At 56.5% G+C, this 21,121-nt stretch carries 20 protein-coding genes and 1 pseudogene; 12 read left to right on the top strand and 9 right to left on the bottom strand.

What is annotated here, in order from left to right; all coding sequences use genetic code 11:
* Positions 1-5: 5 nt before the first annotated feature.
* The 8 genes from FFB58_RS08900 to hypA form a co-directional block, all read right to left on the bottom strand.
* Complete coding sequence (locus FFB58_RS08900) at positions 6-947, bottom strand: D-ribose ABC transporter substrate-binding protein (RefSeq protein ID WP_138369652.1); 942 nt, start codon at positions 945-947, stop codon at positions 6-8.
* Between the two features lie 135 nt (positions 948-1,082).
* Positions 1,083-1,727, bottom strand: coding sequence for an enterobactin synthase subunit EntD (gene entD / locus FFB58_RS08895; RefSeq protein ID WP_138369651.1), 645 nt, complete (start codon positions 1,725-1,727; stop codon positions 1,083-1,085).
* A gap of 48 nt (positions 1,728-1,775) precedes the next feature.
* Complete coding sequence (gene flhA, locus FFB58_RS08890; RefSeq protein ID WP_138369650.1) at positions 1,776-3,860, bottom strand: formate hydrogenlyase transcriptional activator FlhA; 2,085 nt, start codon at positions 3,858-3,860, stop codon at positions 1,776-1,778.
* A 51-nt stretch (positions 3,861-3,911) separates the two neighbouring features.
* Entirely contained in the window at positions 3,912-4,922 is a 1,011-nt protein-coding gene (gene hypE / locus FFB58_RS08885; protein ID WP_138369649.1) for a hydrogenase expression/formation protein HypE, read from the bottom strand.
* A complete protein-coding gene (hypD, locus tag FFB58_RS08880) occupies positions 4,919-6,040 on the bottom strand; it encodes a hydrogenase formation protein HypD (RefSeq protein WP_138369648.1) in 1,122 nt (373 codons plus the stop codon). The genes hypE and hypD overlap by 4 nt, the downstream gene beginning before the upstream one ends.
* On the bottom strand, positions 6,040-6,318 hold the full coding sequence (locus FFB58_RS08875; protein ID WP_138369647.1) for a HypC/HybG/HupF family hydrogenase formation chaperone: 279 nt from the start codon (positions 6,316-6,318) through the stop codon (positions 6,040-6,042). The genes hypD and FFB58_RS08875 overlap by 1 nt, the downstream gene beginning before the upstream one ends.
* Positions 6,309-7,181: a hydrogenase nickel incorporation protein HypB gene (gene hypB, locus FFB58_RS08870; RefSeq protein WP_138369646.1), complete on the bottom strand. Its 873-nt coding sequence runs from the start codon at positions 7,179-7,181 to the stop codon at positions 6,309-6,311. Before hypB ends, FFB58_RS08875 begins: the two co-directional genes overlap by 10 nt.
* 3 nt (positions 7,182-7,184) lie before the next feature.
* The gene (hypA, locus tag FFB58_RS08865) at positions 7,185-7,535 is read right to left on the bottom strand and encodes a hydrogenase maturation nickel metallochaperone HypA (RefSeq protein ID WP_039031437.1); all 351 of its coding nucleotides are present in this window, start codon (positions 7,533-7,535) and stop codon (positions 7,185-7,187) included.
* 232 nt (positions 7,536-7,767) lie between these two features.
* Here hypA and FFB58_RS08860 point away from each other — a divergent pair, with 232 nt between their 5' ends.
* From FFB58_RS08860 to FFB58_RS08805, 12 genes and pseudogenes are all read left to right on the top strand, one after another.
* Positions 7,768-8,226, top strand: a complete 459-nt coding sequence (locus FFB58_RS08860) for a transcriptional regulator (protein WP_171029944.1) — start codon at positions 7,768-7,770, stop codon at positions 8,224-8,226.
* A gap of 77 nt (positions 8,227-8,303) precedes the next feature.
* Positions 8,304-8,909 carry a 4Fe-4S dicluster domain-containing protein gene (locus FFB58_RS08855; RefSeq protein ID WP_138369644.1) on the top strand — a complete coding sequence of 202 codons (606 nt, stop codon included), beginning with the start codon at positions 8,304-8,306 and terminating at the stop codon, positions 8,907-8,909.
* Entirely contained in the window at positions 8,909-10,741 is a 1,833-nt protein-coding gene (gene hycC / locus FFB58_RS08850) for a formate hydrogenlyase subunit 3 (RefSeq protein WP_138369643.1), read from the top strand. Before FFB58_RS08855 ends, hycC begins: the two co-directional genes overlap by 1 nt.
* A gap of 2 nt (positions 10,742-10,743) precedes the next feature.
* Positions 10,744-11,667: a respiratory chain complex I subunit 1 family protein gene (locus FFB58_RS08845; RefSeq protein ID WP_138369642.1), complete on the top strand. Its 924-nt coding sequence runs from the start codon at positions 10,744-10,746 to the stop codon at positions 11,665-11,667.
* A 15-nt stretch (positions 11,668-11,682) separates the two neighbouring features.
* The gene (gene hycE, locus FFB58_RS08840; protein WP_138369641.1) at positions 11,683-13,392 is read left to right on the top strand and encodes a formate hydrogenlyase subunit HycE; all 1,710 of its coding nucleotides are present in this window, start codon (positions 11,683-11,685) and stop codon (positions 13,390-13,392) included.
* Between the two features lie 9 nt (positions 13,393-13,401).
* A complete protein-coding gene (locus FFB58_RS08835) occupies positions 13,402-13,947 on the top strand; it encodes a formate hydrogenlyase complex iron-sulfur subunit (RefSeq protein ID WP_138369640.1) in 546 nt (181 codons plus the stop codon).
* A complete protein-coding gene (locus FFB58_RS08830; RefSeq protein WP_138369639.1) occupies positions 13,944-14,708 on the top strand; it encodes an NADH-quinone oxidoreductase subunit B family protein in 765 nt (254 codons plus the stop codon). Before FFB58_RS08835 ends, FFB58_RS08830 begins: the two co-directional genes overlap by 4 nt.
* The gene (locus FFB58_RS08825; protein ID WP_138369638.1) at positions 14,708-15,118 is read left to right on the top strand and encodes a formate hydrogenlyase maturation HycH family protein; all 411 of its coding nucleotides are present in this window, start codon (positions 14,708-14,710) and stop codon (positions 15,116-15,118) included. The genes FFB58_RS08830 and FFB58_RS08825 overlap by 1 nt, the downstream gene beginning before the upstream one ends.
* Entirely contained in the window at positions 15,111-15,566 is a 456-nt protein-coding gene (hycI, locus tag FFB58_RS08820; protein WP_138369637.1) for a hydrogenase maturation peptidase HycI, read from the top strand. The genes FFB58_RS08825 and hycI overlap by 8 nt, the downstream gene beginning before the upstream one ends.
* A 453-nt stretch (positions 15,567-16,019) precedes the next feature.
* Positions 16,020-16,394 (top strand): annotated as a pseudogene (locus FFB58_RS08815) (cell envelope integrity TolA C-terminal domain-containing protein).
* A gap of 208 nt (positions 16,395-16,602) precedes the next feature.
* A complete protein-coding gene (locus FFB58_RS08810; RefSeq protein ID WP_138369636.1) occupies positions 16,603-17,976 on the top strand; it encodes a DUF6602 domain-containing protein in 1,374 nt (457 codons plus the stop codon).
* A gap of 527 nt (positions 17,977-18,503) precedes the next feature.
* Positions 18,504-20,108 (top strand): ATP-binding protein, encoded by a 1,605-nt coding sequence (locus tag FFB58_RS08805; RefSeq protein ID WP_138369635.1) that lies wholly within the window; start codon positions 18,504-18,506, stop codon positions 20,106-20,108.
* A 379-nt stretch (positions 20,109-20,487) separates the two neighbouring features.
* Here the strand turns inward: FFB58_RS08805 and FFB58_RS08800 are convergent, their stop codons facing one another.
* On the bottom strand, positions 20,488-20,943 hold the full coding sequence (locus FFB58_RS08800; RefSeq protein WP_138369634.1) for a hypothetical protein: 456 nt from the start codon (positions 20,941-20,943) through the stop codon (positions 20,488-20,490).
* Between the last annotated feature and the right edge of the window lie 178 nt (positions 20,944-21,121).

Raw genomic sequence — 21,121 nt, 5'->3', positions numbered from 1 at the left:
TCCGCTTATTTGCTGAGGTTAAACAGGTTCAGCTTGCTGGCGTTGGACTCGTCGATCAGCACGCAGTCCATCAGCTGCTTCTCGTCTTTTTGCGCTTTGCCGTTTTTCAGGTAGTAGTCGGCCTGCTCAACGGCCATCTGGGCCTGCTGCCAGCCCGGCTGCAGCACCGTGGCTTTGATGTTGCCTTTTTTCAGGATCGAGTCGCGGGTGTAGTCACTGCCGTCAAAGCCGACCACAATCACGTTGTTTTTCCCGGCGGCCTTCAGCGCGGCTTCGGCCCCCAGCGCCATGGTGTCGTTACCGGAGATCACGCCCACGATATCCGGGTTGGTCTGCAGGATAGCTTCCATACGGGTGAAGGCTTCGGTCTGGCTCCAGTTGGCGGTCTGCTGCGCCACCATCTTCATGTCCGGGTAGTCGTCGATCACATCGTGGTAGCCCTGGGAGCGCACGCCCGCGTTGGTGTCCGACGGACGACCCAGCAGCTCAACGTATTTACCTTTGCCGTCCAGCAGCTTGACGAACTTATCTGCACCGAGCTGCGCACCCTGATAGTTGTTCGAGACAATCTGCGCCACCGCCACGCCGGTTTTGTTGATTTCACGATCGATCAGGAAGGCAGGGACGCCTGCCGCTTTGGCCTTCTCCAGCGGACCGACGGTGGCATCTGCCCCAGCGTTGTCCAGAATGATCGCTTTCGCCTTACGGGCGATGGCGGTCTCAATCAGCTGGTTTTGTTTGTTCACGTCATCGTCGTGCGAGGCAACGAGCGTGGTGTAACCCAGCTCTTTCGCCTTCGCCGCCGCGCCGTCGGCTTCAGCCTTGAAGAACGGGTTGTCGTGTGAGGGGGTAATAATCGCAATGAGTCCGTTATCGGCGGCAAACAGAGAGCCGGAAGCGGCGATCATTGAGGCCAGTAAAGCGGATTTTACAAAGGTCTTGTTCATTCTTTTTCTCCACATTGAATATTTATTCAATAATGATTTATTATTCAATGTAACGATAAGTCTGCCTGATTAAACTGTCTACGGTTCAGGCCGCTAATTTGTTTAAAAGGAGAAAAGGATCACGATCCTGAGCAATTATTCATCACAGATCAGGGTGACAACCCTGGCGTCTAAACGCAGCCAGTGCGCGGTAAATGCCTGATTTTGTGCAAAGGGGGGAAGAGGGCGGGTGAGCGTTAGGCTCAGGGTGTCGGCGTTCATGGCCGTGACGCGGGCGGACTCAAACCCCATCCAGGCCAGCACCTGAGGAAAGAGCGCTTTGAACAGACTCTCTTTGGCGCTGAACGCCAGGGTAAAGGCCAGGGCGAAGGGAAGACCGCACCCGGCCAGCACCCGGGCTTCCTGAACATCAATCACTCCGTCCTGAATCTCGCGGGCTTCGCTTTCATCGATAATCGCCTCGCAATCAACCCCAATAAGGCCACTATCGCGGCAGATCGCCACAGCCAGCGTGCCGCTGTGGGAGAGGCTACCGCTCACCCCCACAGGCCACAGCGGTTCCCCGCTACTGCCGATGGCGGGAATGGCCTGGCGGTTCAGGGCATGGAAGGCGGCGATGCGCCCGGCCAGATGGTCGGCTTTGCGCTTGCGCCCGGCGTCAGCCAGCTGGTGGTGATGCGGGAGCCAGAGCAGATCGGCGTCGGTAAAGGTGGCCGGATCGAAGGTGATGCGGTGAAGGGTCTGCCCGGCGAGAAGAAATGTGGAGTGGTGAGTGTGCATGTTCTTCTCGCCGTGGACAAAAGGAGAGGTATTTTAGCCTGGTGTGACTCAGGAGAGGACGTTTTTGTCGATCCCCAGGCGTTTCATCCGCGACAGCAGGGTGGTGCGCTTGAGCCCCAGACGCTGGGCTGCGCCCCGTGGCCCGGCGATCACCCCGTTGGTCTCTTTCAGCACCCGCAAGATGTGCTGATACTCCTCTTCCCCTTCGCGGATATCGCTGACGGGCGCTTCCGGCGCGGCACTGCTGGCGCGCTGGAAATCGATATCCGGCATCGAAAGCTGCAGGACGTTGCCGCGCGTCAGCAGCACCGCCCGCTCAATGACGTTTTCCAGCTCGCGCACGTTGCCGGGCCACTCCATCCGGCTGAGCTGGCGCAGGGTGTCCGCCGGAATGCTGTCGATGTTGCGCCCCAGCCGGTGGGCAATCTTGAAGGTGAAAGATTTCACCAGCAGGGGAATATCTTCCGGGCGCTCGCGCAGCGGCGGGAGGTAGATCGGGAAGACGTTCAGGCGGTAGTAGAGATCGCTGCGGAACTCGCGGTCGGCCACCATCTTCGTCAGGTCGCGGTTGGTGGCGGCAATCAGGCGCACGTCGGTGTGGATGATGCGGTTGCTGCCGAGGCGCTCAAACTCCTGCTCCTGCAGCACCCGCAGCAGTTTGGGCTGGAGTTCGATGGGCATATCGCCCACTTCGTCGAGGAACAGGGTGCTTTTGTCCGCCAGCTCAAAGCGGCCGATGCGCTGGGCGCTGGCCCCGGTAAAGGCCCCGCGCTCGTGACCAAACAGGTCGCTCTCCAGCAGGCCGGCAGGCATCGCCGCGCAGTTCATCTTCACCATCCGCCTGTCGCTGCGTCCGCTCAGGTTGTGGATGGCGCGGGCGATCAGCTCCTTGCCGGTGCCGGTCTCGCCGAGGATCAGCACGGTGCTGTTGCTCTGGGCAACCATCTCCACCTGCTTCATCACCGTCATCATGGCGCTGCTGCGGCCGATGATCTCGCCGAAGTCGGTGGCGACGTTGTTGATCTGCTCGGTCAGGGCCAGGTTCTCGTCGATCAGCCGCTCCTTGAGGTGGCTAATTTCCCGGTAGGAGAGGGCGTTATCCACGGCGATGGCGACACGTTCGGCGATCTGGTTCAGCAGTTTGAGGTTGGTGGGGGTGAACACCTGGGCCTTGCACTGGGCCAGCTTCAGGGTGCCGAGCACGCGGTCGCGGAACATCAGCGGGAACAGGCACAGGGTCTGATCCTGCTCGCCCCACATATCAAACAGCATGCGTTCGTAGGGGGCGTGCTGATCCCGGTGGTGCAGGTTAAGCATCAGCATCTGCTTGTTACGCATCACTTTTTCAGACAGCGTACCCTTTTCATCCACCTCGCTCTGGTCGTGCAGGGGGGCATCTTTGTCCAGATAGTGGGTGGAGTAAACGATGAGCTTCCCTTTACGGTCGCTGCGAAGCACCATGCTGATGGAATCAATGCCGAAGTTGCGCTGAATTTCGCGGGACACTTCCATCACCAGCTCATCAAGGTCGAGCTTCGACAGCACGGCGTTGGTGATGGCGACCAGCAGGCGAAAATCGTTACGCTCCCGCCACAGCAGATCGTAGTTATCGCTGTTGTGCAGCCGGGCCTGGATCTGCTCGACGGCCAGCCCGGCCGCCTGGGTCAGGGTCTGCAGGCGGGAAAAATCAGTATCCGTCCAGGACACATCCCGGGCGCGCAGAAACTCGCAGCCGCCCAGAATGCGGCCGTCGGCGGCAATCGGCGTCAGGCAGTAGTGGGCGAACGAGGGATAGCGGTCGAGGGCGGCCAGCTGCGGCCAGGTCTCCTGGAAGGTCGCCGCCGTGCAGTGCAGCACGTCCGGGCGCGAAAGCATGCGGCGGAAAGGGCCGTTCGCCAGCATCGGCTCATCTTCATAGCGGATATCGCAACCCTGGTCGTCGGTGCAGTAGAGATAAACCCGGCGCGACTCCGACTGCCAGAGCAGAATGTGGACGCTATCGGCGAGGTTTATCTGCCGGACGTGCTGGGTCAGCGCCTGCGCCAGGGCGCAAAGATCGGTCTGTTGCAGCAGGGTACGGGTAATATCGAACAGTCCTTGATCGATGGGATCGTTCGTGGGTGTATACGACATGCGTTATATCCAGAGTATCCAGAAAAATGAGCGGCTTATGCGCCGCCCGAATCAGCAAATACGCGGCAGTGGCTCGCTGTGGGGCAAATTCAGCGTCCGTTTTACGCCGTACAGCCCGGTGAGTCGTACCCCTTTGTGCTCAACCACCTCGCCGATAATGGCGGCGTTCATTCCCAGAGGATGTGCCCGCAGCAGCGCCAGCACCCGTTCGGCGGCCTGGCGTTCCACCACGATAGCCAGCTTGCCTTCGTTGGCGAAGTTGAGCGGATCAAGGCCCAGCAGCTCGCACGCGCCGCGCACGGCGGGTTTCACCGGCAGGCTGCCTTCCTGTATTTCAATCCCACAGCCGCTGCTGGCGGCAAATTCGTGGGCTACGGCATTCACCCCGCCGCGGGTGGCATCGCGCAGGGCTTTGATGCCGGGCTCGCCGCGTAGAGCCTGAATCAGCGGGGTCAGCACCGCGCAGTCGCTCTGCAGATCCCCTTCCAGGCCTAAGCCTTCGCGCAGATTCAGGATCGTGGCGCCATGATCGCCCAGGGTGCCGCTGACCAGTAACACATCACCGGCGTGAATCTGACGCATCCCCCAGTTTAACCCCTCGGGAACGGAACCGATACCTGCGGTATTAATAAACACCTTATCCGCCGCGCCGCGCGGGACGACTTTGGTATCGCCGGTGACGATGGTGATGCCCGCCGCCGCGGCGGTGGCGGCCATGCTGGTGACGATGCGCTCAAGCGTCGCCATCTCCAGCCCCTCTTCGAGGATAAACCCGCAGGAGAGCCAGCGCGGAATGGCTCCGCTTACCGCCACGTCGTTGGCGGTGCCGCAGACCGCCAGCTTGCCGATATCGCCGCCGGGGAAGAACAGCGGGTCAATCACGTAGCTGTCGGTGGAGAAGGCCAGCCGGTCGCCGTGGGCGGTCAGCTCGTGCAGCGGAATGCGGGCCTGATCTTCCTGCTCATCAAGCAGCGGGTTGCTGAAGGCGCGCATAAAAAGCTCGCCGATCAGCTGCTGCATCGCCTGTCCGCCGCTGCCGTGGGCGAGGGTAATCTGTTTCAACTTTCACACTCCTGAGAACGGTACTGATACCAGGCGCTGCACGCCCCTTCCGATGAGACCATCAGCGCGCCAAAGGCGCTTTGCGGTGTACATTTCCCGCCAAACAGCGGGCACTGCGCCGGTTTGCAGCGTCCGGTTAGCACCTCGCCGCAGCGGGCTTCGGGGTCGTCGCACACCGCCTGCGCCTGGGGGTTGAAGTGACGCTCGGCGTCGAACTGGCGATACGCCTCGGTAAGATGCACGCCGGAGTGGGAGATCACTCCCAGCCCGCGCCATTCGCTGTCCCCTTCCACGCCAAACACCTCGGCGATGGCGGCCTGGGCCACGGCGTTGCCCGCTTCCGGTACGATGCGGCGGTACTGATTTTCCACCTGGCTTATGCCAGCGATTTTCTGCTCCACCAGCATCAACACGCCCTGGAGCAGATCCACCGGCTCAAAACCGGCCACCGCCAGCGGGCGCTGATGATCGGCGGGGATAAAATCGTAGGCGTGAATGCCAATCACCATGCTGACGTGTCCGGGGGCCAGGAAGGCGTCGATGCCGTTTTCCGGCTGCTCCAGCAGGCTTTTCAGGACCGGGATCAGCGTGATGTGCTGGCAGAAAAAGAAGAAGTTCTGCACGTTCGCCGCTTTTGCCTGCCGCAGGGTCAGGGCGGTGGCGGGCATGGTGGTTTCAAACCCCAGCCCGAAGAAGACCACTTTGCGATCCGGGTTCTGCTGAGCCAGCTTCAGGGCGTCGGCGGGGGAGTAGATGATCCGCACGTCCGCCCCGCGCATCCGGGCATCCAGCAGCGAGCCGTTTTTGCCCGGAACCCGCATCGCGTCGCCGAAGGTGCAGAAGATCACCTCCGGGTGGCTGGCGATTTCGATGCAGGTGTCGATCCGCCCCATCGGCAGGACGCAGACCGGGCAGCCGGGGCCGTGAATAAACTCAATGTTGTCGGGCAGGAGCTGGTCCAGCCCGAACTTAAAGATGGCGTGGGTGTGCCCGCCGCACACCTCCATAATGCGCAGCGGACGCGCGGCGGTGTAGGTTAAAAGCTCAGCCCTGGCTTTCAGGGCCGCGATCAGCTGCATTACCTTTTGCGGGTCGCGGTATTCATCAACAAAGCGCATCACCGGGACTCCTCGCCAAACAGCAGCGACCCGACGTCCGGCTCCACTTCGAACATATTTTGCAGGGCGGCGAGGGTATCCAGCGCCTCCGCTTCATCAATCACGCTCATGGCAAAGCCGACGTGGACCAGCACCCACTGCCCGAGACGGCTGTTGCCGCTTTCGTCACAATCGCCCACCAGGGTCAGATCCACGTCGCGCAGCACGCCGCAAACTTCGACGCTGGCCTGCATTCCGTCATGAATGGCGCTGATTTTTCCAGGAACGCCTATGCACATCGTTGCGCCTCCAGCCAGGCAAGCCAGGCGTCCATCCCGTCGCCGCGGGTGGCGGAGACGAGCAAAATCTCAATCTCCGGGTTCACTTCCCGGGCGGCGGCGAGGCATTTTTCCACGTCAAAGCTAAGGTACGGCAGCAGGTCGACCTTGTTGAGCAGCATGATCGACGCGGCGGCAAACATATGTGGGTACTTCAGCGGCTTGTCCTCGCCCTCGGTGACCGAGAGCACCGCCACCTTATGACGCTCGCCGAGATCGAAGCTGGCCGGGCAGACCAGATTGCCGACGTTTTCAATAAACATGATGCCGCCATCCGCGAGCGGCAGGCGCGCCATCGCGTCCCCGATCATCTGCGCGTCGAGGTGACAGCCCTTGCCGGTGTTCACCTGAATGGCGGGCGTGCCGGTGGCGCGGATCCGCTCGGCGTCGTTAACGGTCTGCTGATCGCCTTCGATCACCGCGCAGGGCACCTGCTGCTGTAAGCGCTTTAAGGTCTCGGTCAGCAGGGTGGTTTTACCGGAGCCGGGGCTGGAGACCAGATTGAGCGCCAGCTGGTTGCGGGTGCTGAACAGGGTGCGGTTGCGCCGGGCAATAGCACTGTTTTTGCCGAGCACGTCCATCTCGATGTCGACCATTTTGCGCTGGCTGAGGCCGGGCGCATGGGTGCCCGCTTCGCCGTGGCCGTAATGCAGCTGGCCTTCAAGCGGCTCGGCAGGGGCAAAACCCTGAGCGTCCACGCGGGTGATGCGCAGCGCCGGGCGTGTGGCCGGCGCAAAGGGGGCGCTGCGAAAAGCGGAGTGAGGATTATGCTCGTCGCCTTCAATATAGAGGTTGCCCTGATCGCAACCGCAGGTGGTACACATGGTTTACTCCTGTTCAATTTCCAGACGCGTGATATGCAGCCCGTCGTCGGCGACGATATTCAGGTTTGCTCCGCCGCACTGCGGGCAGAGGCGTACGCGGTGGGTCACCAGCTCGACGTACGCTTTGCAATCCTGGCACCAGCACTCCGCCTGCTGCTCTTCGAGATGCAGGGCGCAGCCTTCGGCGACCGTCTCCCGGCAAACCAGCTCAAAACAAAACTGCAGGGCGCTGCTCTCCACGCAGGAGAACGCCCCGACGCGCAGCCAGACGCCCGTCACGCGTTTGGCCTGATGCTGATGCGCCTGTTTTTCGATCAATTCCAGCGCCTGCTGGCAGAGGGTGATTTCGTGCATTGTGCTGTTCCCGGTGAAGTCTGGCCGGATAAAGCAATATTGATGCCATGTTTACGCGATGCGTGGCGAGAGGAGACAGGCCGCGCGGTCAAAGATGACGAAATGACATGTCATTTTTTGTGATCGCGGCGGCTTTAAAAATTATTTTCATTAAAAATCAATAAATTAAAAAATGGCACGAAACGTGCTTAAGGAAGCCAACTCTTTACACATTACGCATCAGGTACGTCACATGACACTTTCCGAATTAAGTGAGAAAGCCAATATCATCGCCGGACAGCAGCGGGTACTTCGCTCCCACTGGAACCACTACGGCAATTCATTGATTCAGGCCATCACGCTCTCTAAAGCCAGCCTGCACCTTACCGTGGGCTGTAACACCGACAATGGGCTTGGCTTCTGGCTGTTCGACCACTTCCTCATCCGCGTGACGCCCGAGCAGGCGTTCAACGGCCACATCTTCAATTACACCGTCGAAGCGCGCGACAACCCGGAGTGCGTGCTGATTGGCCGCGCCCGCCTGAGCGACGACGGCATGCTGGACGACGCGATCAACATCGACCAGCGCGAAGCGGTTCTGGACCATTTCCTGAATAAAATCAGCGGGATTTATGCCGCGCTTTATCAGGCAACGCAACGCGGCGAATCCCTGACCCTCGCCGTACTGGCGCAGCACCACGCTGCGGTCTGAGCAGGGTGTCGACAGGTGTCGAAAATGACACTTCCGCCCGTTTTTCGTCAAAAATGACTATCACCAGAGGAAACCAGGTGAATCGTTTTGTAATTGCTGATCCCTCGCTCTGTATCGGCTGCCACACCTGTGAGGCCGCCTGTTCAGAAAACCATCGCCTGCATGGCCTGCAAAGCCAGCCGCGGCTGAAAGTGATGCGTAACAGTAAAGACTCTGCGCCGCAGCTGTGTCATCACTGCGAAGATGCCCCCTGCGCCCAGGTCTGCCCGGTTAACGCCATTACCCGCGCCGACGGCGCTATCCAGCTGAATGAAAGCCTGTGCGTCAGCTGCAAGCTGTGCGGCATCGCCTGTCCGTTTGGCGCCATTGAGTTTGCTGGCAGCCGCCCGCTGGCGATCCCCGCCAACAGCAACACCTCGAAAGCGCCGATGGCCCCACCTGCCCCGGCCCGCGTCAGCCCGTTCCTCGACTGGGTACCGGGCGTGCGCGCCATCGCGGTGAAGTGCGACCTGTGCAGCTTCGACCCGGACGGCCCGGCGTGCGTGCGCACCTGTCCGACCAAATCCCTGCGTCTGGTGAATAACCAGGACATCGCCCGCGCCAGCAAGCGCAAACGCGAGCTGACGATGAATACGGATCTGGGCGATCTGTCGTTGTTCCAGTCGCAACAAGGAGAGCGCTGATGAATGCCTTTTCGTTAATTGACCTGTCGCTGACGTGGTATCTGACAAGCGCCGTGCTGGCGCTTGTCTTCAGCGCCAACCGCACCCTCAGCAGCGCCGTTACCGGCTTTGGCGGGGCGATCGCCAGCGCCATGGCGGTGATGGCGGGGGCGATTTCGCTGCTCGCCGCGCCGCAGCTTGCGGTGCAACAGGGGCAGATCCCCTGGCTGCACATCGGCATGCAGATGAGCGGCATCCGCGCGGTCTGGCTTATCGCCATCGGCCTGCCGGCGTTTCTCATCAGCCTCTATACCGTCGCCTGGCACCGTCCTGCGCAGTCCAGAAGCACCGGCCTGCTGACCAACCTGCTGATGGCTACCGCCGTTGCCGCGATCATGGTCGATAACCTCGGCTGGCTGGTGGTGATGGCGGAAATCATGGCCCTGTGCGGCGCGTTTCTTACCGGCTGCGCCAAATCTGGCAAGCTGTGGTTTGTGCTGGGACGTCTGGGGACGCTGCTGCTGGCCTTCGCCTGCTGGCAGGCGTGGCGCTACTACGGCACCCTGGATTTCGCGGCGATGGGGGCGATGGCATCCGGACAGGCACCGGGGGCCAGCATCTGGCTGCCGGGTCTGGCGGGCTTTGGCCTGCTGGCGGGCGTCATTCCGCTGCACGGCTGGGTACCTCAGGCCCATGCTAACGCCAGCGCCCCGGCTGCCGCGCTCTTCTCCACGGTGGTAATGAAGGTGGGCCTCTACGGCATGCTGACCGTCGCCCTGAGTGGGGCCCTGCCGCCGCTGTGGCTCGGCGTGCTGCTGCTGGTGATGGGCATGATCACCGCCTTTGTCGGCGGCCTGTACGCTCTGATGGAGCACAACATCCAGCGCCTGCTGGCGTACCACACCCTGGAGAACATCGGCATTATCCTGCTCGGCCTGGGCGCGGGCGTCACCGGCATTGCGCTGCGCAGTCCGCTGCTGGTGGCGCTGGGCTTTACCGGCGGGCTCTACCACCTGGTGAATCACGGCCTGTTTAAAACCACGCTGTTCCTCGGCGCGGGCGCGGTGTGGTATCGCACCGGCCATCGCGATATCGAGAAGCTGGGCGGCATCGGCAAAAAAATGCCGCTGATCTCGCTCTCAATGCTGGTGGGGCTGATGGCGATGGCGGCGCTGCCGCCGCTGAACGGCTTTGCTGGCGAATGGGTGATCTACCAGTCCTTCTTTAACCTCGGCGGTCACGAGGCCTTTGTCGCCCGCCTGCTGGGGCCGTTGCTGGCAACGGGACTGGCGATCACCGGCGCGCTGGCGGTGATGTGTATGGCGAAAGTCTACGGCGTCACCTTCCTCGGCGCACCGCGCACTCCTGAAGCGGAAAACGCCTCCTGCGCACCGGGGATGATGACCTTCAGCACCCTGCTGGCAGCGCTCTGCTGCGTGGCGGGCGGCGTGGCCGCGCCCTGGTTGCTGCCGGTGATTAGCCGTCTGTTCCCGGTGAACGGCGGGGCGGTGAACAACGTTTCCCAGCCGATGATCACCCTCCTGCTGCTGGCGGGGCTGCTGCTGCCGTTTATCGTGCTGGTGGTGTTCAAGGGCAATCGCCTGCCGAACCGCTCCCGCGGCTTCGCCTGGGTGTGCGGGTACGATCACGAGCAGTCGATGGTCATCACCGCCCACGGCTTTGCCATGCCGGTTAAAGAGTCCTTCGCGCCGGTGCTGAAGCTGCACAAATGGCTCAACCCGGTTCGCTTTATCCCCGGCTGGCAGTGCGACTGCACCGCCGTGCTGTTCCACCGTATCGCCCTGATTGAGCTGGCGGTGCTGGTGGTGGTTGTCATCTCCCGAGGAGCCTGAACATGACTTTGATATACGCACTGATTCAGGCGCTGGTGCTGTTTGCCCTCGCGCCGCTGCTGGCTGGCATCACCCGCGTTGCGCGTGCCCGGATGCATACCCGCCGCGGGCCGGACGTCTTCCAGGAGTACCGGGATCTCATCAAGCTGCTGGGTCGCCAGAGCGTGGCGCCTGCCGCCGCGGGCTGGGTCTTCCGCCTGATGCCCTTTGTGATGGTGGGCGTGATGTTTGCCATCGCCTCGGCGCTGCCGGTGATCACCCTGGCCTCGCCGCTGCCTGCGCTGGGCGATCTCATTACCCTGATCTACCTCTTCGCCATTGCGCGTTTCTTCTTTGCCATCGCCGGGCTGGATACCGGCAGCCCGTTCACCGGGATCGGTGCCAGCCGCGAAGCGATGCTCGGGGTGCTGGTGGAGCCGATCCTGCTGCTCGGCCTGTGGGTCGCCGCTCAGGTGGCGGGCACCACCCACATCAGCGCGGTCACGCAGACCATCTACCACTGGCCGGCGGCGCACAGCGTGACGCTGATCCTGGCGATGTGCGCCTGCGCGTTCGCCACCTTCATCGAGATGGGCAAGCTGCCGTTTGACCTCGCCGAAGCGGAGCAGGAGCTGCAGGAAGGGCCGCTGTCGGAGTACAGCGGTGCGGGCTTTGCCCTGCTCAAGTGGGGCATCAGCCTGAAACAGCTGGTGGTGCTGCAGATGTTCGTCGGGGTGTTTATCCCCTGGGGGCAGATGACGCAGTTCTCCATCGGCGGCCTGGTGCTGGCGGTGATTATCGCCGTGGTCAAGCTGGTGGCGGGCGTGCTGGCGATCGCCCTGTTTGAAAACAGCATGGCGCGCCTGCGCTTTAACGCCACCTCACGGATTACCTGGACCGGTTTCGGTCTGGCATTTTTAGCTTTCGTCTCCTTGCTGGCGGCGTGATTTTAGAGAATAACCATGTCTGAAGAAAAAGTTGGTCAACACTATCTCGCCGCACTGCATCAGGCCTTCCCTGGCGTGGTGCTGGATGAAGCCTGGCAGACCAAAGACCAGATCACCGTCACGGTGAAAATTAACTACCTGCCGGAAGTGGTCGAGTTCCTGTATTACCAGCAGGGCGGCTGGCTGTCGGTGCTGTTTGGTAACGATGAACGCCAGCTCTGCGGCAGCTACGCCGTCTACTACGTGCTGTCGATGGAGCAGGGCACCCGCTGCTGGCTCACCGTGCGCGTGGAAGTGGACGCCGATAAGCCGGAGTTCCCGTCCGTCACCCCGCGCGTGCCTGCCGCCGTCTGGGGCGAGCGCGAAGTGCGCGATATGTACGGCCTGATCCCGGTCGGGCTGCCGGACGAGCGCCGCCTGGTGCTGCCGGACGACTGGCCGGACGAACTCTATCCGCTGCGTAAAGACAGCATGGATTACCGTCAACGCCCGGCGCCGACCACCGACAAAGAGACCTACGAGTTCATCAACGAACTCGGGGATAAGAAAAATAACGTGGTGCCGATTGGCCCGCTGCACGTTACCTCCGATGAGCCGGGCCACTTCCGCCTGTTCGTCGACGGCGAGAACATCATCGACGCCGACTACCGCCTGTTCTACGTCCATCGCGGCATGGAGAAGCTCGCCGAAACGCGGATGGGCTACAACGAAGTGACCTTCCTGTCGGATCGCGTCTGCGGCATCTGCGGCTTCGCCCACAGCACGGCGTACACCACCTCTGTCGAGAACGCGATGGGGATCGTGGTGCCGGAGCGCGCCCAGATGATCCGCGCCATCCTGCTGGAGGTGGAGCGTCTGCACTCGCACCTGCTCAACCTCGGCCTGGCCTGCCACTTTGTCGGCTTTGACTCCGGCTTTATGCAGTTCTTCCGCGTGCGCGAGACCTCCATGAAGATGGCGGAGATCCTCACCGGGGCGCGTAAAACCTACGGCCTGAACCTGATCGGCGGCATCCGTCGCGACCTGCTGAAAGAGGATATGATCGCCACCCGCCTGCTGGCCCAGCAGATGCGCCGCGAGGTGCAGGATCTGGTGGATATCCTGATGAGCACGCCGAACATCGAACAGCGCACCCTGGGCATCGGCCGCCTCGACCCGCAGATCGCCCGCGACTTCAGTAACGTCGGCCCGATGGTGCGCGCCAGCGGCCACGCCCGCGATACCCGCGCCGATCACCCGTTTGTCGGTTATGGCCTGCTGCCGATGGAAGTCCACAGCGAGCAGGGCTGCGACGTCATCTCCCGCCTGAAGGTGCGTATCAACGAGGTCTTTACCGCCCTGAACATGATCGACTTCGGCCTTGACAACCTGCCGGGCGGCGCGCTGATGGTGGAGGGCTTTACCTACATCCCGAACCGCTTTGCGCTGGGCTTCAGCGAAGCGCCGCGCGGGGATGATATCCACTGGAGTATGACCGGCGACAACCAGAAGCTCTGGCGCTGGCGCTGCCGGGCGGCCACCTACGCTAACTGGCCGACCCTGCGCTACATGCTGCGCGGCAACACCGTCTCCGACGCGCCGCTGATTATCGGCAGCCTCGACCCGTGCTACTCCTGCACCGATCGCATGACGGTGGTCGACGTGCGCAAGAAGAAAAGCAAGGTGGTTCCGTACAAGGAACTGGAACGCTACAGCATTGAACGCAAGAACTCGCCGCTGAAATAAGGACTTGCCATGTTTACCTTTATCAAAAAAGTGATCAAAACCGGCACGGTCACGGAGTCGTACCCCCTCCAGCCGATTGCAGTGGATAAAAATCTGCGCGGCAAGCCGGAGCACGACCCGCAGCAGTGTATCGGCTGCGCGGCCTGCGTGAACGCCTGCCCGTCTAACGCCCTGACGGTGGAGACGGATCTGCAGTTCGGCCAGTTGACCTGGCAGTTCAACCTCGGGCGCTGCATCTTCTGCGGACGCTGCGAAGAGGTCTGCCCGACCACTGCCATCAGGCTCTCTCAGGAGTACGAGCTGGCGGTGTGGAGCAAAGCGGATTTCCTGCAGCAGTCGCGCTTTGACATCTGCAATTGCCGGGTCTGCAAACGCCCCTACGCGGTACAGAAAGAGATTGATTACGCGATTGCCCTGCTGCGCCACAACGGCGATAAGCGCGCCGAATCGCATCGCGAGAGTTTTGAAACCTGCCCGGACTGCAAGCGCCTGCAGGGGCTGACCCCGGCGGACAAGATCCAGCTGACCCGGGAAATGGAGGAAGCGACACGATGAGCGAACTATTAGGGCCACGTAACGAACAGGGAATGCCGGTCCCGGTGACGGTGGACGAGTCCATCGCCAGCATGAAGGCCTCGCTGCTGAAAAAAATCAAACGCTCCGCCTACGTCTACCGCGTGGACTGCGGCGGCTGCAACGGCTGCGAGATTGAGATCTTCGCCACCCTGTCGCCGATTTTCGACACCGAACGCTTCGGCATCAAGGTGGTGCCATCCCCGCGCCACGCCGACATTCTGCTGTTCACCGGGGCGGTGACCCGCGCGATGCGCTCCCCGGCGCTGCGGGCGTGGGAGTCTGCGCCCGATCCGAAGATCTGCATCTCCTACGGGGCCTGCGGCAACTCCGGCGGCATCTTCCACGACCTGTACTGCGTCTGGGGCGGCACCGACAAAATCGTCCCGGTGGATGTGTACATCCCCGGCTGCCCGCCGTCGCCAGCCGCCACGCTTTACGGCTTTGCCATGGCGCTGGGGCTGCTGGAGCAAAAAATCCACGCCCGCGAACCAGGAGTGCTGGACAACCAGCCCGCCGAGATCCTGCATCCTGAGATGGTGCAGCCCCTGCGGGTACGCATCGACCGCGCCGCGCGCCGTCTGGCGGGCTACCGCTATGGCCGCCAGATCGCCGACGACTTTATGCGTCATCTGATCGAGGGCGACGAAAGCGTGGCGCGCTGGCTGGCGAGCGAGAACGATCCGCGACTGAACGAGATCGTCGCCAACCTCATTGAGGTGGTCGGGCAGGAGCGTGTGTGATGAGTGAGACGGTGGTATTCAGCCAGCTCAGCCGCAAGTTCATTGACCAGAATGACGACACTCCCGCCGATGCCCAGCAGGTGATCTACTACGGGCTGGCCATCGGCCACCATCTGGGGGTGATCGACTGCCTGGAGGCGGCGCTCACCTGCCCGTGGGAGGCCTATCTGGACTGGATCGCCACCCTGGAAGCGGGGAGCGAGGCGCGGCGTAAAATGGAGGGCGTGCCGCGCTACGGGGAGATCGTCATCGACAGTAACCATATTGTGATGCTGGCCAGCGCCTTTGACGCCGCAATCGCGCGCCAGACGGCGCAGCAGCAGGAATGGAGCCGGGCGATGCTCGGTATGCTCCACGCCATTCACCAGGAAAACGCTATCTACCTGATGGTGAGGAGGCAACGTGACTGATGTTTTACTCTGCGTCGGCAACAGCATGATGGGCGACGACGGTGCCGGTCCGCTGCTGGCCGAGATGTGCCGGGAAGCGCCGCGCGGCGACTGGGTGGTGTTCGACGGCGGCAGCGCCCCGGAGAACGACATCGTGGCGATCCGCGAGCAGCGCCCGGCGCGGCTGTTGATTGTAGATGCCACCGACATGGGGCTCAACCCCGGCGAGATCCGCCGCATCGACCCGGACGACATCGCCGAGATGTTTATGATGACCACCCACAACATGCCGCTGAACTACCTGGTGGATCAGCTGCGCGAAGATGTGGGGGAGGTGGTATTTTTGGGGATTCAACCGGATATCGTTGGATTTTATTATCCGATGACGGAGAAGGTTAAAGCTGCCGTCGAGAGGGTTTATGAAAGCCTGCTGGACCGGGATGGGGTGTGGGTGTTTGGGGAGTTGTAGCGCGTAATCACGAAGGTAACTCTCTGGAAATGCCCGGTGGCGGCTAGCGCCTTACCGGGCCTACTTATTGATAGAGCGGGTTTTGTAGGCGTCAGCCGTCGACCGGCAGAAGCGAGCACAATGTTTAAACCAGGTTGCTGACTGCGTGTACCTCTCTGAAAATGCCCGATGGCGGCTTACGAAAAATGCATCAATTATTGATAGAGCGGATTTTGTAGGCCGTGCAAGGCGTCAGCCGCCGCCCGGCAGAAGCGAGCACAATGTTTAAACCAGCTTGCTGACTGCGTGTATATCTCTGAAATACCCGATGGCGGCTTACGCCTTACCGAACCTGTGCCTCTGTTTTTTTTTAGTTCTGATTTTCGTGAAATGCTAAACCGACATTAACTTTGACGGCTATATGAGAATGGGAGTTAAGGCGTGAGGTTGCGTGAAAGCGTAGGAAAGATATTTATGCTTGCCGTTGTTTTCAGCCTGGCGGCAGGTTGTGTGCCGTTACATCCTGCTGGCTGCCATAAAACCACCGCGATGGGTAACTGCGGTTCTGGCCGCTGGGACGATCGGGATGAATGGGGTGCGCAGGCACGGGGAATTAAGGCGGCGATAGAAGAGAAAATCGCTGAGCCAGAACGCTGGAAGGGCTAGAAATGCAGGCTGCATATAGAGTTTGCGCAGGATGGTAGGGCGTTGAAGGTATCAACGAGCGATGGCGATAAAGGGTATTGTGAGGCGGTGAAATTGGCTGCTCAAAAGGCGAAGTTTTCGGGGTTTAGTAATCTGGAAGTTTATCGGGATTTTGAGAAGGTGGGGTTTGATATGCGGGGGTAGGTGGCAGACTGCTAGGGGGATGTCCGCTTCGTGCCAGAAACGGAAGTTGCTAAAACAGTTTGTGTGGATCACGGGGTCATGGTCATTGAGACAGAATCATTGATAGAATGAATAAAAAATCATATAAACAAATACCTACCAATTTATCTTCTATATAAATCCGAAAAGATAGGCAGCAACCCTCAACAAACTTTAGGAAGTTTTTATTATGCTGGAAAACCAAGATAGAAAAAAACGCAAAACAGCTGTACAAAAAAAAGAGAGGGCAGATTTTGCCGAGAGAGAGGCAAGAACCAAGGAATGGATATCAGACCAAGCTACACGTGCGAGTAAACTACGGTCTAAGGATAAGGAGTTCCATGGTTTGGAACGTGAGTTTATGTACCTGCAGAACAAAATGCAGCAAGATTTCGAAATCTCCAGAGATATCAAACACCCCAGAGATGTTGGCACAGTCAGAGAAGAATTGTTAAGGGCGTTTTTTACAGATAATAAGCTTTTACCTCTTAGCTATGGCATTTCAAAATCAAGTGTTCGCGCTGCATCAACTTCTGGACACCTCAGTAATGAAATAGATATTCTTTTTTATGATGCTTTCAATTCTTTTACGCTCATGCAACGACAGGACATCTACGAAGTTTTACCTGTGGAGTATTGCTACGGGGCCATTCAGGTTAAATCAAAACTCACAAAAAAAGAACTGGAAAGCGCATTTAAAAACATAGCCTCATTCAAAAGATTAAAAAGGAATGGGGTTGAGGAAAAATTCATTATTAAATCAGGGAGGGAAATTCAAAATAATGGATTTGGAATTATATTTTCCTATGACACTGATATGGACTGGGCCGATATAGTATCAGAACTGAGAAAACATGCTGCAAGTCATGATAAAAACTTACTTCCTAATGCAATATTCATCCTTTCGAAAGGGTTTTTCTTATATGGTGATGAACGTTTTGCAAGCGCGTACAATTCTGACATGAAGAATTTTGAGAATATAATTGTGTACGGAAATTCAGATCGTCAAGGATGTTGCTTATATCAACTTTATGATATTGTTTTTAGCTTACTCGACAGTACGAAATCACAAAAGGCACTTCCCAGCCAGTATCACAGGCTTCCACTAACTGCTGGTGATTATTCTTATGAATATTCACTCGGTCATTTTGTGGAATTTAGTCACTGTGAAACTCATGGAGATTATGCAAGGACCTTTACTCCAGAAAAACTCGAAAAATTAATCAGTTGGTGCGAAAAGGCGGAGCCGATTAACTGGGTAAAAGCCACAGGCATAGCTTACGGAAATGCGGGTGATAACGATGAAGCATACAAGCGACAACCTGGCAGTGTAATAATTTACAACCCAGAAGACTTACCTCTTAGCGACATCCTGGTTGCAGATAAAAAAATGATCGTTGATGGCAATGAAGTACTCATTAAAGTCCTTGCGTATGACGCAATAAAAAGTAGTGGAATGAACATTCTCATACCTTATTATTATCAATTTACGGAAAGGTTAATTCAATACTGTCCGAAATGTAAAAAACAAGAACAAACGGCAGATTCAGTCAATGAGGAATGACACTATCATTACTTCTTTTAACTAGATAATTTAACTCATAAAAGAGGGGGTTATAAACGTGTTTGGGATATTTGCCACCTATTTAAAATAGTTCACTGCCAATTTTATGAAAGTAGATAAGAATTAATTTGGGTAATAAGACTGGCTGACGCTGTTGTTTTAGAGTCTGTTCTCTAGTGTTGCGATCAGACCTGAGCCGCCAGGCCCGAGATGCACCGTGTAAGGATGCATCTTGGGCCTGGCAGTTAGCGCAGTAAGGCTGACGCCCCGGATAGCCAGAGATCCGAAGGGGCCAAAGAAGTTTTCAGAGGGAATGGCATCTAAGTGCCAGGAGCGGACGTAACCTGCGCAATGTTGCGTTAATATGCTGGAGTTAGATCTCTAACCCTGCGTAAGCATTAACATTTTTTTATTATGGAGATCATTTAGGCTTGATAAAGTCGAAGATTTTGTTACCTTACTCACCGATAATCTAATATGCACCTCTTCCCTAATAAACTTAGAATTTTAAATGGATGAACTAATCTATGCGGATAAAAAAATTAAGATTATTCAATGGATACAAGCGCTTTCATGACTTGACCATTGATTTGGGGGAAAATCCCGCCAGAATTATCGCGTTGGTAGGACCCAATGGATGCGGGAAAAGCAGTGTTTTAGATGGCATTCTTTTTCACCATAGTGCGTTCGGTTCATTGGGTAACAAAGGAAATAAAGACCACGTTTATCATTCTATGCATAATGATCCGTCGTTTAATTATGAAAGCATCTCAATTGAATTTACTAGCGGTACTTATTACAATGCAAGGCAAAGTAGAAAGGGTAAAGAAAATACTTTATTTTCCTTCCGGAGTCCTTATAGATACAATTCTTATTTGAACGTAACGGAAAGCAGAGCAGTTGGTGAGATATATTTAAATAATTATGGTGCATCTTCTGCTTCAGATCTCGACGATAAGATGGAAGAAAACTATCGCAGGCTAAATATCAAGCTTAATAAATACATGCATGATCAAGATTGTAAACCTAGCGAGGCCAAGGAAAAAATCATAGGGGATTTGAATCAATCAATAAAAAACTGCTTAAGTCTTGAGATCGATAATCTAGGAAATATTGAAAGCTCTCAAGGGATGATTTATTTCAGGAAGCATGATCATCCAAAACCATTTTCATTTAATGTACTGTCATCAGGGGAGAAAGAGGTCGTTGACATCCTGCTTGATTTATATTTAAGACAAGATGAATATAATGATACCATTTATCTTTTAGATGAGCCTGAATTACATATAAATACTTCTATTCAGAAAAAACTAATTATCGAGATCAATAGACTTATTGGTAAGGATTGTCAGATCTGGTTAACAACTCACAGTATCGGTTTTATGCGTGCTCTACAGGACGAACTCAAAGACGAATGCCAAATAATATACTTTGATGAGAGTAACAATCTCGCTGCTGAAGTTAAAAAATTAACACCTACTAACAAAAACTCTGACATGTGGCGAAAAATTTTCAGTGTTGCGCTGGATGATCTCGTTCACCTATTAAGCCCTAAACGAATAGTCTACTGCGAAGGGCGTGATAGTCCGGGTCGGGGTGGCATGGAGAGAGGCTTGGATGCCAAAGTTTATAATACCATCTTCAATGGAAAATACCCTGACACATTATTTGTTTCAAGTGGTGGTAACACTGAACTTGATCAAAGAAGTGAAATCGCCATAGCAATCTTATCTAAAGCTTTACCACATTTAGAAGTGTTAGTTTTAAAAGACAGGGATTCCGGTTCTGGTCGTTGCATTTCTGCTGAGGAAAGGAATGTATATCTTGAAACAAACCCTAAAAACCACCGAATGTTAAATCGCTGGGAAATAGAAAACTATCTATTTAGTAAAGATGCCTTGATGAGTTATTGCAAAAAAAATAATTTCATATTTGACGAGGCTGAATATGATAAAACCGTTAATAATATTAATGACGACAGTGTAAAAGAGCTTTCTAGTCACATGAGAAATTTTTGCGGAATAAAGACGAGTTTGAATCCTGAAGTCTTCAAAATAAAAATCTCTGAGTGCATGGATAATACCTCTGATACATATATTGATCTTGAGAAATCTATATTTTTACTCGAGTGATTTATGGTGTTTAGCGCGATTTAAAATAAATCGCGCCTCTTGAGTTTAATCTATGGCTAATTAGTTGTAATAGTAGTTAATAAATACTTATTATATCTATATTAAATGTCACTGAAAATTACCAATTACCACTTGCCGAATTATAGTTCCACACATAATTTAATTTTGCGCCTAATTTTTTTGAGTTTTTGTTAACATGTTTTACAATCAATTTAAATATTAAAACCCCTGCCTCCATTGTATATTCATCATTGTTCATTACGTCACAGTTTTAGGTCCGCTCATCGCTCTTAACGGACACTCAAACGCATTAAGGGGCCTGCCACAGCCCCTTTTCACAACCTCAAATCAGATCGCGTTCACCGAATTCCAGTCAAATTCAATGCACACTAATATAAGGCTCCTTCACAAACTCATCCAACAACCAGACCAGATCATGCAGCAACCCCGCCAGTTCTTTCTCAACACTAGCAGGCAACGTTCCACCCAAAATGGCATGCACCAAAGCCAGCGCATAATCCACCTGGGGAGCGGTATCCTGCCAGCAGTCCGGCATACAGGAGGTGAGTGTTTCCCCCTGGATCAAGTGCGCGAGAATGTGTGGCGGGAGATCCGCATCGCAAAGTTCACGCAACTGGCGCAGGGCATGCAGCAGACGTTCGCAGAGCGCAGTGCGGGAAGAACTGTCGTCACTTTCAATCAGTATGCTCGCCAGCGCAGCGCAGTGATCGGCGACCTCAAAGATATCCGATTCAGCGGTAAGGGGCAGGGGGATGAGGTGATCAATAACGCTTTCGTCAGAGTGACGGTAAGTAAAAGTTTGGGTTGTCGCCATATTAGGCATCCTCTCTGTATTAAATGAATTAACCACCCTAAGAGTTCCTACGCTCAAAGGAGGTAGCACTGACGGAGGTAGGAATGCCGCCTACAGAGGAAAACGGCCAGTCTCGCGACTGCTCCGCCAGTGCCACCGTGATTTTACGGGATATGCACTGTCACGACATATAAATATC

Origin of the sequence: Enterobacter sp. MF024 (assembly GCF_005843915.1) — a bacterium.
GTDB classification, from domain to species: domain Bacteria; phylum Pseudomonadota; class Gammaproteobacteria; order Enterobacterales; family Enterobacteriaceae; genus Enterobacter; species Enterobacter barmai.
The sequence above is the reverse complement of the archived record's forward strand: the minus strand, read 5'-3'. Positions and strand labels throughout refer to the sequence as shown.

What these genes read in the sequence shown, in the direction of transcription:
- FFB58_RS08860 (WP_171029944.1), top strand. Translation starts at nt 7,768, where the DNA reads ATGACACTTTCCGAATTAAGTGAGAAAGCCAATATCATCGCCGGACAG.
- FFB58_RS08800 (WP_138369634.1), bottom strand. Translation starts at nt 20,943, where the DNA reads ATGGCGACAACCCAAACTTTTACTTACCGTCACTCTGACGAAAGCGTT.
- hypA (WP_039031437.1), bottom strand. Translation starts at nt 7,535, where the DNA reads ATGCACGAAATCACCCTCTGCCAGCAGGCGCTGGAATTGATCGAAAAA.
- FFB58_RS08825 (WP_138369638.1), top strand. Translation starts at nt 14,708, where the DNA reads ATGAGTGAGACGGTGGTATTCAGCCAGCTCAGCCGCAAGTTCATTGAC.
- FFB58_RS08835 (WP_138369640.1), top strand. Translation starts at nt 13,402, where the DNA reads ATGTTTACCTTTATCAAAAAAGTGATCAAAACCGGCACGGTCACGGAG.
- FFB58_RS08875 (WP_138369647.1), bottom strand. Translation starts at nt 6,318, where the DNA reads ATGTGCATAGGCGTTCCTGGAAAAATCAGCGCCATTCATGACGGAATG.
- hypD (WP_138369648.1), bottom strand. Translation starts at nt 6,040, where the DNA reads ATGCGCTTTGTTGATGAATACCGCGACCCGCAAAAGGTAATGCAGCTG.
- hypB (WP_138369646.1), bottom strand. Translation starts at nt 7,181, where the DNA reads ATGTGTACCACCTGCGGTTGCGATCAGGGCAACCTCTATATTGAAGGC.
- FFB58_RS08830 (WP_138369639.1), top strand. Translation starts at nt 13,944, where the DNA reads ATGAGCGAACTATTAGGGCCACGTAACGAACAGGGAATGCCGGTCCCG.
- flhA (WP_138369650.1), bottom strand. Translation starts at nt 3,860, where the DNA reads ATGTCGTATACACCCACGAACGATCCCATCGATCAAGGACTGTTCGAT.
- FFB58_RS08845 (WP_138369642.1), top strand. Translation starts at nt 10,744, where the DNA reads ATGACTTTGATATACGCACTGATTCAGGCGCTGGTGCTGTTTGCCCTC.
- hycC (WP_138369643.1), top strand. Translation starts at nt 8,909, where the DNA reads ATGAATGCCTTTTCGTTAATTGACCTGTCGCTGACGTGGTATCTGACA.
- hycE (WP_138369641.1), top strand. Translation starts at nt 11,683, where the DNA reads ATGTCTGAAGAAAAAGTTGGTCAACACTATCTCGCCGCACTGCATCAG.
- FFB58_RS08900 (WP_138369652.1), bottom strand. Translation starts at nt 947, where the DNA reads ATGAACAAGACCTTTGTAAAATCCGCTTTACTGGCCTCAATGATCGCC.
- FFB58_RS08810 (WP_138369636.1), top strand. Translation starts at nt 16,603, where the DNA reads ATGCTGGAAAACCAAGATAGAAAAAAACGCAAAACAGCTGTACAAAAA.
- FFB58_RS08805 (WP_138369635.1), top strand. Translation starts at nt 18,504, where the DNA reads ATGCGGATAAAAAAATTAAGATTATTCAATGGATACAAGCGCTTTCAT.
- entD (WP_138369651.1), bottom strand. Translation starts at nt 1,727, where the DNA reads ATGCACACTCACCACTCCACATTTCTTCTCGCCGGGCAGACCCTTCAC.